The organism is Testudinibacter sp. P17/SS/0325 (assembly GCF_053570765.1).
This window is the reverse complement of record NZ_CM131635.1, coordinates 26,049-38,637: the sequence shown is the minus strand read 5'-3', so window position 1 is coordinate 38,637 and position 12,589 is coordinate 26,049. Positions and strand designations below refer to the sequence as shown.

The 12,589-nt window shown below is 47.9% G+C and carries 4 protein-coding genes; all 4 read left to right on the top strand.

Translation table 11 applies throughout. The features are described from left to right. Positions 1–50 precede the first annotated feature (50 nt). The 4 genes from ACWA50_RS00130 (at position 51) to ACWA50_RS00115 (ending at position 12,567) form a co-directional block, all read left to right on the top strand. Positions 51–794 (top strand): OmpA family protein, encoded by a 744-nt coding sequence (locus ACWA50_RS00130; protein ID WP_431054254.1) that lies wholly within the window; start codon positions 51–53, stop codon positions 792–794. A 134-nt stretch (positions 795–928) separates the two neighbouring features. Further along, entirely contained in the window at positions 929–1,087 is a 159-nt protein-coding gene (locus ACWA50_RS00125; RefSeq protein WP_431053211.1) for a hypothetical protein, read from the top strand. A gap of 112 nt (positions 1,088–1,199) precedes the next feature. Continuing rightward, positions 1,200–1,382, top strand: coding sequence for a hypothetical protein (locus tag ACWA50_RS00120; RefSeq protein WP_449343108.1), 183 nt, complete (start codon positions 1,200–1,202; stop codon positions 1,380–1,382). A 484-nt stretch (positions 1,383–1,866) separates the two neighbouring features. Further along, positions 1,867–12,567 (top strand): ESPR-type extended signal peptide-containing protein, encoded by a 10,701-nt coding sequence (locus tag ACWA50_RS00115; protein WP_431053209.1) that lies wholly within the window; start codon positions 1,867–1,869, stop codon positions 12,565–12,567. The last annotated feature ends 22 nt before the right edge of the window (positions 12,568–12,589 follow it).

Sequence of the window (12,589 nt, the reverse complement as noted above, 5' to 3'; positions counted from 1 at the left end):
TAAAACAGGCGAAGTGCGGTTTCTCACCGAATAATAAAATGGAGAACATGATGAAAAATATAGCAAAATATCTGTTGCCACTGGCTGCCGCAATGGCATTAGCGGGTTGTCGCCTGAGTGATGTTAAAGCCGATGGCACAACCGACAATCCGATCTTCCCTGAAATCGAAGACGCCGGTGTGAATTTCAGCGGCTCGCAATACGGCATTTGGCCGAACTGGGACAACGTGCGCATGATCGAACAAGGCATGAACAAAGATCAGCTGTATTACCTGATCGGCAGACCGCACTTTAGCGAAGGGCTGTTTGCGGTGCGCGAATGGGATTATGTGTTCAACTATCGTCAAAACGGCGAGCACAAAATCTGCCAATATAAAGTGTTGTTCGACAAAGAGATGAATGCACAATCGTTCTTTTGGAAGCCGGCAGGCTGTAACAATCAATATGAATTATCCGGTGATTTTCTGTTTGATTTTGATGCCGGCAATTTAAATGCCAACGGCAAAGCGACCCTTGACGGCGTTATCAAAAATTTAAAAGCACAGAACGTGAAAGCGGTTGAAATTTCAGGTTATACCGATCGTCTGGGATCGGACAGCTATAATCTGGCACTTTCGCAGCGTCGCGCCGATGTGGTGAAGGCTTACTTTGTGCAACAGGGCTTTGCGCCAAGTACGGTCATGGCAATCGGGCGCGGCAAAGCGGATCAAGTGGCGGTATGCGAAACGGAACAAGGGCAAGCCTTGCGCGACTGCTTAAAACCAAACCGCCGAGTGGTGATTTCAGCAAAATAATTTGCTGACTTGTTCAAATTTATACCGCACTTTGCCATTAAAACGGCAAGTGCGGTTTTTTGTCTGTTTGATTGAAAACAACATAATGTGGTCTATAATATCAACAACGTTCAATAGCCCCTAATGGAGAGAGAATGGACAAAGAATATATTCAATGGCTAAGTGCCAAAGTAGAAAATGCCAGAGCTGATGTGACGGCAAAACGGATAATGACATTAGATGACGTTAAAAATAAGTTGCGTAAACAGCGTATTGAACGTGAAAAACTGCAGTTGGTCGAAAAAACAGCGTAATGAAAGTGTATATCACTCAAACGGCTTATGATGATTTAGTGCGAATTGATGAGCAGTTGATAACTTTATTGGCGAGGTTATTGCGGATAAAATTATAGCTGAGATTTATGCTGTGATTGAATTCGCGAGCGAACAGCCTGAAATGGGAGTTAAAGGTCTAATCCCGGGCACAAGAGAACTGTTCCCCAAATTAGGCAAATATCGCGTTGTCTATGAAATTGCGGGAGATGAATTGCACGTCCTCAATATCGTACTTGCCAAACAAAAATACCCTCTAGATCACTTTTTAGCTTAACCACTTTCTAAATGGTTCCAACCGCACTTTGCTATTTAATTAAGCAAGTGCGGTTTTTTGTTTGGTCAACTCAAGCTAAATTGTCATAAAAATTGGGTCAACGTGATCGATTACTATGATAGGTAAAATAAATAACCGTCATTATCCTTATAACTATTTCACCCCCCCCCCCCCCCCGATATATTCCAAAAAGGAATATGGGTGTTTTTTCATGATCGGAAAAAGCCTTGTTTTATCAATATTTGATGTAAAAATAAGCAATCCGAGCTGATGAATTTCAACCTTCGGTCAAGTAAGAGTGTTAACGTATCGTGATCTTTTTTATTGTGATTAATAGATTTTTTATGAAAATAAAAGTGTAAATTTATTTTGAATTTATCTAACGCTATGATTTAATTCGCGCGTCAAAATTTTGTAGTCTATTTGTAATATTGTTAAATCGAATAGAAGTAATGAAAATAATCAAAAGAGGCGAAGAAAAGTAATGAATAAAATCTATAGAGTTATTTGGAATAAAAACACACAGCAAATGGTTGTCGTGTCTGAATTGACGACAACACAAGGCAAAAGCACATCGGAATCAACCGGCAGTGCGAATCAAAGTGCGACCAATCGCCGCGGGCTGTTTTCTCATTTCATTTTTAACTTAAAGGTTTCAGTTATTGCGATTACAACGGCATTATTCGGTACGAATGCATTGGCGTATCAGGAGAACGGTAGCGGTGCGAGTGACAATGACAATAACGTGGTTATCGGTGGTGGCACGGATGTGAATCAAGCCTCAAAAGTAACGGGCGGTGGCGACAATTCGACCATCATCGGTGCAGGTGCAAAAGGCGTCGCCGCAGATAACGGACGTGCCGAAGGGGCAACCGCTATCGGCGCAGGCGCACAAGCCTCCGGCGGTGCAACTGCGTTGGGCTGGAATGCCAAAGTCTCAAATACGACCGGCGGTGTGGCTATCGGCTCGGATACCAGCGTCAGCGGCGCAAATGCAGTGGCGATGGGCTGGGCGGCGCAGTCGTATGCAGCGGCAGCGATTGCGATCGGAACACAAGCCATAGCCGATAGCGCTGTTTCACCGACCATTAATCAAGGCGCTAATATTTCGATTGGGGCACATGCTTATTCTTCAAATTTTGGTCCTGTTCAATTGATTGCTGATCGTACAAATGGCAATTCAGTAGCATTTCGCGATACAGATGAGGCTGGAACAATGATAACCGGCATGAAACCGTCTGCTGTCAGCATCGGCGAACACAGTAAAGCCTACGCCGGCAGTACCGCAGTCGGTTATAACAACCTTGCCGGGGTTGCTGGTGAAGAGGGTACAATGGCATTTGCATTTGGTAACAATAATGATGTCACCGGTTTTTATGCCACCGCACTGGGTTTGGCGAACACCTCGACTGGTACATCGGCCGTCGCCCTGGGAACGGTAAATAACGCCTCAGGCAATACGGCAATCGCCATTGGTCGTCAGGTTACGGCATCCGGCAATTATTCAACCGCACTTGGTAATGTAGCCACTGCAAGCGGCAATAATGCGTTTGCGGTCGGGCATTCTTCACAGGCAAGCGGAAACCGTGCAATTGCAATCGGTTCTTCAACCGCAACCACCAGTAATTTAGCAACGGGAACGGCAACACGGGCAACCAGCGCCGATGCCATTGCGGTCGGTACAAATTCCCGCGCCACCGGTGATGATGCGATTGCGATCGGTCAAGGAACCCGATCTGCACAAAAGAACACCACTGCAATCGGACGTGATGCACAATCACTTTCACCAAACAGTATTGCGATTGGTACAGATGCGAAAGCGCAAGGCGCAAATACCAGTGTAACTTCAATGACGGCAATCGGTCATAAAGCCTCTGCAACCGGACATCAGTCGATTGCATTGGGGACTGATGCCAGTGCAAGCGGCAGTTTTTCCGCAGCATTAGGTTTGTTGGCGAATGCTGTCGGTACGGAGTCCATTGCCCTTTCCGGTGACGCAACGGCAACACAAGCAGTCGCTTTGGGTTCCCGTTCAAGCGCAACCGTTGAAGGCGGCGTTGCCTTGGGTTCAAGCAGTGTTGCCAATCGGGCGGCGGGCTCAGCCGGTTATGATCCGCTCACATCAGCCGCCTCAACCGCAACGAATGCAACATGGCGCGCAACAACGGCAGCCGTCTCTATCGGCGGCAACGGTCAAACCCGTCAAATCACCAATTTAGCGGCAGGTTCTGCCGACACTGACGCTGTGAACGTGGCGCAATTAAAAAAATTGGCAGACAAACCGCTTACATTCTCGGGAGACAGCGGTACTGACATTCAGCGTACGTTAGGACAAACCTTAGAAGTGAACGGTGGCGCAACAGGTTCGTTGACCGATAACAATATCGGTGTCGTAAGCAATATAAATAATAATAGCTTAAACATTAAATTAGCTGAAAAGATTAATCTTGGTGTAAAAGGCAGCGTCCAAACCGGCAACACCTTAATGAATGATAATGGCGTCACCATTACCAACGGACCAAGCATGATTGTTGCCGGCATTAATGCGGGCAACAAAACAATCACTAACTTGGCCGAGGGCAAAGCCGATACCGATGCTGTGAATGTATCGCAATTAAAGAAAGTGGCACAACAGGCGGCAAAAACCGTTAACGTGGTTGACGGTAAAAATACCAGCGTGAGATCAAACACCGTTGGCGATGTCACCACGTATCAAGTGGATGCGGAAAAAGTCTTGGTTAGCGTGAAAGCCGACAGCGGCTTATTATTGGAAACCAACACCAACGAAAACGATAAAATTACCGGCTATGAATTGAGCTTAACCGAAGAAGCACAACGCTCATTGGAAAAAGCCGATGCAGCCCTGTCATCTTGGACGGCGCAAGTGAACGGTGAAACCGCTAAAACCATTGACAAAGATAAAAACAGTGTGAATTTTGTTAATGGCGATAATATTGTGATCTCCAATGAAAACGGTGATATTAAAGTTTCTACCGCTAAAGATGTTACTTTCGACAGCTTGACCGCAGGGGGCAATGTAGCAATCAACAAAGATGGTATCGACGCCGGTAATAAAGCGATAACTAACGTCGCCAGCGGAGGCAACGATGTCAACAATGCTGCCAATATCGGTGATGTGCAAAGTGCGGTTGCAGCGGCAAAAACCCATTTCTACAGTGTGAACAGCACTGACAAAACCGCCGGTAACTACGATAATAAAGGGGCGACCGGCACGGACGCCTTGGCGGCTGGTGTGGCGGCGAGCGCAACAGGCAATTATGCAACTGCGGTTGGTGCAGGTGCGCAGGCGACGAATGATTCGTCTACCGCAGTGGGTAATAATGCTAAAGCGCAGCATAGAAATACTCTGGCGTTAGGGAATACATCAACTGCCAGCGGTGCTAATTCGGTAGCCGCAGGTTATGCTTCGGGTGCAACCGCCACCAACTCTGTCGCAGTCGGTAGTAGTGCCAAAGCAGCAGGTGCTGCGTCGATTGCACTGGGAAATTCCGCCAGTGCAACCGGCACTAACGCCATTGCCATGGGGAGCAACAGTACGACCGGCGGAACGAGTGCAATCGCGATCGGTGAAGCGTCTAATGCTGCTATACGTGGTGTTGCGATTGGTGAGAAAGCAAGCAGTAATGCTTCTTCGGTCGCTATCGGTGAGAATGCTAAGGCAGCGGTAACCGCCGGCGATGTTGCCATTGGTCAAAACTCGACAACGATCGCGGCTACACAAGTGAGCAGCGCCACCGTCAACGGTATCAATTATAGCGGTTTTGCCGGTAATGCACCTAAAAATGCATTCAGTGTCGGCAGCGTCGGCGCAGAACGTCAAATTCAAAATGTGGCGGCAGGTCGTATCACGGCGACGTCAACGGACGCGATCAACGGTAGCCAGTTATATGCAGTTGCGGAAGTGGCGGGCAAAGGCTGGAATATTCAAGCTAACAGCGGCACGTCATCAAAAGTGGCGCCGGGCGATACGGTGAATTTTGTGAATGGCAGCGGCACGACTGCGGCGGTGAACACTGCGAATGGCACTTCAACCGTCAGTTATGCGGTGAATAAATCGGGTTTCACCGTAGCGGATAATGGCGATGTCAGTGCACAAAATGCAGGTGATAATTTTGCGACGGCAACGGATGTGGCAAATGCGATTAACTCGGCAAACAAAACCACTGTGGTGCAAGCAGGCAATAATGTCACGGTAAATGATCCAGTGGTCAACGGCACGGTAACTACTTATACCGTCAATGCTGATGGCACAAGTGTCTCCGCAGGAAGTGCGGTTCAAGTGACCAAAGGCGAGAAAGATAGCACTACGAATATGACGGATTACGCAGTTGATTTAACTGACGCCACTAAAGCAGACATCAAAAAAGGTGTTGAAGCTGCAACTGATATTGCAGACAAAGGCTTGACCTTTACCGGCGACAACAATAGCAAAACCGACGTTAAAAAGCTGGGTGAAACAGTGGCAGTGACAGGTGATGAGAATATTACCTCAACTGCCAGCGCGACAGGTATTGCCTTGGCGCTAAGCAAAAACCTGACGGTTGACAGCGTGAAAACCGGCAACACCACTGTGAATAATGACGGAATTACCATTGCTAATGGTACAAATCCGGTGAGTTTGACTAATACCGGCTTAAACAACGGTGGCAACACCATCACCAATGTGGCTGAAGGTGTGAACGACACAGACGCAGTGAACAAGTCGCAGTTGGATACCGTTGAAACTAAAGCGGACAATAACACAACCGATATTGCTAATTTGCAAAATCAAACGTGGAAACTACAAGCGAATAGCGATGAAGCAAGTGCGGTTAAAGCTAACGATACGGTGCAGTTTATTAACGGTGAGAATATCGATATCAGCCGTGACGGTAACAACATTACCATTGCCACGGCAAAAGAAGTGAGCTTTGATAAAGCCACTGTCGGCACCGGTGCGAACCAAGTGGTGTTGGACGACAAAGGTGTGAATGTTGGCGGCAAAACTTACATCAGCAAAGACGGCATTAATGCGAATAGCCAAGTTATCAGCAATGTTGCCAGTGGCGGTGATGTGACCGGCAATGCGGCGAACATCGGCGATGTACAAAAAGCGGCGGCGGCAGCGAAAAGTGAGGTCAAAGCCGGTACGAATGTGGCGTCAGTGACATCAGAAACCGGTGCGGATAAACAAACGGTTTATACCGTGAATGCCGACGGCGCTAGTGTTTCTGCGGCAGAAGGAAGTGCGGTCAGTGTGACTAAAGCCGAGAAAAACAGCAGCACCAACATCACTGATTATGCGCTGGACTTAACCCAAACCACCAAAGATAACATCAAAAAAGGCGTTGACGCCAAAGAGGCAGTTGACAGCAAAGGCTTAACCTTTACTGGCGACAGTGGCAGCACCGATGAAAAACTGTTGGGCAGCCAAGTTGCAGTTAATGGCGATAACAATATCACTACCACGGCAAGCGCAGATGGGGTGAAAATTGCACTAAACAAAGCATTGAACGTGGATAGCGTTACCGCAGGGAATACTACGCTTAATAATGATGGCGTGACAATCACGGGTGGAACCAATAATGTCAGTTTGACTAACACCGGGTTAAATAACGGTGGCAATCAGATTACGAATGTTGCCAGTGGCGGTGATGTGACCGGCAATGCGGCGAACATCGGCGATGTACAAAAAGCGGCGGCGGCAGCGAAAAGTGAGGTCAAAGCCGGCACTAACGTTGCTTCAGTGGAGGAGAGCAAGGGTGATAACAATCAAACCGTTTACACTGTCAATGCAAATGGCGCCAAAACTTCAGCCGGTTCAAGTGCGGTTACAGTAACATCCGCTACGCCGGATACGAATAATGTAACCGACTATAAAGTGGATCTGTCAGACGCGAGCAAAGAAAGCCTGACTAAAGCCGATAGCGCACTTCAATCTTGGACGGCGCAAGTGAACGGTGCGGAAGCGAAAGTGGTGAATAAAGATAACGCGAACGTCAATTTTGTGAATGGCGGCAATATTGAAATCACTGCCGAAGCAGACGGCGATATCAAAGTCTCGACGGCAAAAGAGGTTAGCTTTGACAGTGTGACCCTTAATAAGGGTGGAAATGTTGCCGAAGGCAGCAAAAGTGCGGTCAACGGAGGTGATGTTTATCGCGCGATTCAAAATAGCGAATCCCAATTCCAAGGGGATAACGATACTGTGATTAAGCGTAAACCGACGGAAGTGTTGCGTATCACCGGCGGAGCAACAGGCGACACCACGGCGAATAATATCAAAACGGTAGGGAATGCCGACGGCTCTATTGCGATTCAATTGGCGAAAAACCTTACCGGGTTGAGCAGTATTGCGACGGAAACAATCAAAGTCGGCGATAAAGTTGAAATCAATAAAGACGGTATCAACGCAGGCGGCACAACGATTAGCAATGTTGCCAGTGGTGGTACGAATGCCAATAATGCGGCGAATATCGGTGATGTGCAAAAAGCGGCGGCGGCAGCGAAAACTGAAGTTAGCCAGGGAACAAATGTGGCTTCTGTCGTGAAAACCGAAGGGACGGACGGGCAAAGTGTCTATACCGTGAATGCCGACGGCGCCAGTGTTTCGGCAACGGAGGAAAGTGCGGTTAAAGTCACGAAAGGGGCGAAAGATAACACCACAAATGTGACGGATTACGCACTGGATTTAACCGATGAGACGAAAGCGGAGATTAAGAAAGGTGCTGAGGCAGCGAACGATATTGCCAACAAAGGCTTAACGTTTACGGCGGATAACAATACCACGACCGGCGTTAAAAAATTGGGTGAAACGGTTGCAATAACTGGTGATGACAATATTACGACAACCGCCAGCGTAACGGGCATTGCTTTGGCATTAAACCCAAATTTAAATGTCACCAGCGTCACTACGGGCAATACCACAATGAGTACTGACGGTGTGACCATTAATGCGCCAACCGCAGATAACCCAACGAACACGGTTAGCCTGACGAATAGTGGCTTAAACAACGGTGGCAATAAAATCACCAATATTGCCGATGGTACAGAGGCAAATGATGCGGTAAACAAATCGCAGTTGGACGAGTTGGCGAAAAACATCGCAGCCGGTGAGAAAAGTGCGGTTGTCAAACAAGGCAACAACACCACTGTTACGTCAACCGTTGATGGCAACGTGACGACTTATACTGTGAATGCCGAAAAATCAACGGTTTCCGCAGCAGATAGCGGCGGTTTAGTGGCAACGCCAACGGAAGACAAAGCAAACAATGTGACTGACTATGCGATCAGTTTGTCACAAGCGACTAAAGATAGTTTGACCAAGGCAGACGGTGCGCTTCAATCATGGACGGCGAAAGTCAACGGCAACGATGTGAAAACGGTGGATCAGAAAGATAACAGCGTGAACTTTGTCAACGGTGACAATATCGTGGTTTCTAACGAGAACGGCGATATTAAAGTCTCGACGGCAAAAGATTTGACGGTGGATAGTGTGACTAGCGGTGATACCAAAGTGAATAGCGACGGTATTACGATTGCCAATGGTGAAAATCCGGTGAGTTTGACCAGCAGTGGTTTAAACAACGGCAATAACAAAATTACCAATGTGGCTGACGGTGCGGTTGCCGCCGACAGCAAAGAGGCGGTGAATGGCGGTCAGTTGTTTGCCACCAATCAAAATGTAACGACCAATGCGAATAACATCACTAACTTGCAAAATCAAACCTGGAAGCTACAAGCCAATGGCGATGAAGCAAGTGCGGTTAAAGCCAGTGATACCGTGCGGTTTGTTGATGGCGACAATATTAACATCACCCGTGACGGCAATAATATTACTGTCGCAACGGTGGCGGCGCCAACCTTTAGCGATGTTAAAGCAACGAGCGTTACCGCAGGGAATACTGCGCTTAATAATGATGGCGTGACGATCAATGGCGGTGCAAATAATCCGGTGAGTTTAACCAATAACGGATTAAACAACGGCGGCAATACCATTACTCATGTCGCGAACGGAGAAAACCCTACCGATGCGGTTAACAAGCAACAATTAGACGCGGTTGAAACGGCTGCCGGTAACAAATTAGGCGACTTTACCGTCGGCGCAGACGCACAAGCCAAAGCGGACGGTATTGTGATCAATAATGACAGTAAGCGTTTTGATGTGGTTGGGCACAACGGCGTAGAAACCGCAGTTAGTGATAAGCAAATTACGGTAGGTTTAAATGCGGAAACCCAAGCAAGCCTGAAAAATGCCGACAGCGCACTTCAATCTTGGACGGCGCAAGTGAACGGCACGGCTGTGAAAACGGTGGATCAAAAAAATAACAGTGTGAACTTTGTCAATGGTGACAATATCGTGGTTTCCAACGAGAACGGCAATATTAAAGTCTCGACGGCAAAAGAGGTTGCGTTTGACAGTGTGACCATTAATCATGGCGGAAGTGTAACCGAAGGCAGCAAAAGTGCGGTCAACGGCGGCGATGTTTATAATGCGATCCAAAACAACACCGCCCAATTTAAAGGGGATAACGACACCATTATCACGCGTAAACCGGCTGAAGTGTTGAGCATTACCGGTGGTGCGACCGATGAAACCACGGCGAACAACATCAAAACCATCGGCAGCGCAGACGGCTCAATTGCGATTCAGTTGGCGAAAAACCTGACGGATTTGGCGAATATTGCTACCGAAGCGCTGAAAGTTGGCGATAAAGTTGCAATCGATAAAAACGGTATCAACGCAGGCGGCACAACGATTAGCAATGTGGCTGACGCTGTGAACGGCAAAGACGCGGTCAACAAAGACCAGTTAGACGCCTTGGCGAAAAACATCGCAGATAACGAGAAAAGTGCGGTGGTTGAAGCCGGTAAAAATGTCACGGTTGATAACAGCACCAGTGCTGACGGCAAGGTTACCACTTACACCGTAAATGCAGAAAAAACCACGGTATCCGAAGGTAACGGGATTACGGTGACTGCCGGCGAAAAAGATGATAACGGCGTAACCGATTATAAAATTGCGTTAGACAAAGACATCACTATCGGTAACGATGACGAAGCCGGTGCATTGGCAATCAAAGGTGCCGATGGCAAAGACGGTATCAGCCTGAACGGCGCCGACGGCACCATCGGCTTGAACGGCAAAGACGGTGCAACGGCGACTATCGGGGTGAAAGACGGCAAACCGGGTCTAAACGGCGCAGACGGTACAACCCAACCGCGCTTAACGGTTGGCGGAAACGAGATCGCGACATTGAATGACGGTTTGAAATTTAAAGGCGATGTCGGCGAGGTGATCCCGAAAGCCTTAAACCAAACCTTAACCATTAAGGGCAATGTTGCGGAAGAGGCGGAAGTAACCGATAAAAATATCCGTGTGGATAATGAAAACGGTGATCTGGTGCTGAAAATGGCACGTAATCTGCAAAATCTCAGCAGTGCGACTTTTGTGGATAATGATGGTTTTAGCAATGTTATCAATGCGAAAGGTATGACAATTGCTTCTGCAAATCCGAATAAAGCACCGGTAAGTTTAACTGAAAACGGCTTAGATAACGGTGGTAATCGAATTCAGAATGTTGCGAATGCGGTGAATGATAGTGATGCCGTGAATTTAGGTCAGTTGACTGACGCCATTATTGATAGCGTTGCTTATGGTCGAGTAGTCGTTAAAGCCGGCGAAAATACGAATGTGAAAACAGAAGGTGAGCGTCTTAATGGTGGTGCAACTTATACCGTTAATGCGGATAAGAGCGTGGTTACTGCAGAAAATGGCGGTTCAATTACGGTCACACCAACAGAAGTTACGAATGCCGATGGTGTTAAAACGACCACGTTTGCAGTGAAGCTGAATGATGACATTAGTGTGAACAGCGTTACCGCCGGTGATAACGTGAAGTTAGATACCACAGGTTTAACCGTTGGTGATGTGAAGATTAGCACCGACGGTATTAATGCCGGTGACAAACAAATCACGAATGTAGCAAACGGCAATGTCGCAAAAGACAGCAAAGATGCGGTTAATGGCGGTCAGTTGTTTAATCAAGCCGAGGGGGTGAAAAATCTTATCGGCGGAGCAACCACTTATGATGCCGCAACCGGTACTTATACCAATAACAATATTGGCGGTACGGGGCAAAACACGATTGACGCTGCGATTAAAGCGGCTAACGATCAAGCCAATGCTGCGGCAGAACAAGCCGGAAAAGGCTGGAATTTATCGGTCAATAACGGTGTTAATGCAGGGAATATCGCACCGGCAGCTACGGTAGATCTGAACAATAGCGATAAGAATATTGTGATCAGCAAAGCCGACAACAATGTAACCTTTGATCTGGCGAAAGAGCTTACGCTCGATAGCGTGAGCATTAATAAACCGTCTGAAGTAAGCGCTGGCAGCAACAATGTGGCGACCACAGGGCAGCTGCATAATACCGCCAACGCGGTTGCGACGGCATTGGGCGGTGGTTCGACAGTGGATGCCAACGGGAACGTGACGGCACCGACTTATACTATCACTAAAACCGATGGTTCGACGGTGACAGCCAATAGCGTCGGCGGTGCGTTGAATTATTTTAACCGTGAAGTGGTGAAACCGATCACATTTGCCGGTGATGAAGGCAGTTATGAAGCCAAGTTGGGTAATACGGTGAATGTGAAAGGCGGTAATAATATTAAGACCGCAGTGAGTGGCAACACCTTGACAATTAGCATGACGGATACGCCGGAATTTACCAGTATCACCACGGGTAATACCACCATGTCGACAGCGGGTATTCGGGTGAAAGGCGGTGCAAACGGTGATGTATCCTTAACCGCAAACGGTTTGAACAATGGCGGCAACCGCATTACCAATATTGCTGACGGTGTTGAAAATAACGACGCGGCGACGGTTGGTCAGGTGAAATCAATGGGTAACGCCTTGAACGGTCGTATTAATGAAGTTGACGGCAGAGCCCGTGCCGGTATTGCCGGTGCCTTGGCGACCGCCGGTTTGTATCAAGCCTATCTGCCGGGTCACTCAATGGTGGCAGTTGGCGCGGGGACTTTCCGGGGTGAGAATGCGTTGGCAATCGGGGTGTCGCGTGTTTCCGACAACGGTAAAATCGGGGTTAAACTGAGCGGAATGTCAACCAGCCAAGGTGATGTCGGCGGTTCGGTCAGCGTGGGTTATCAGTGGTAGTAAAATAATAGGGGCGGATTCG

Coding starts and splice junctions, on each gene's coding strand:
- ACWA50_RS00130 (WP_431054254.1), top strand. CDS start 51: ATGAAAAATATAGCAAAATATCTGTTGCCACTGGCTGCCGCAATGGCA.
- ACWA50_RS00125 (WP_431053211.1), top strand. CDS start 929: ATGGACAAAGAATATATTCAATGGCTAAGTGCCAAAGTAGAAAATGCC.
- ACWA50_RS00115 (WP_431053209.1), top strand. CDS start 1,867: ATGAATAAAATCTATAGAGTTATTTGGAATAAAAACACACAGCAAATG.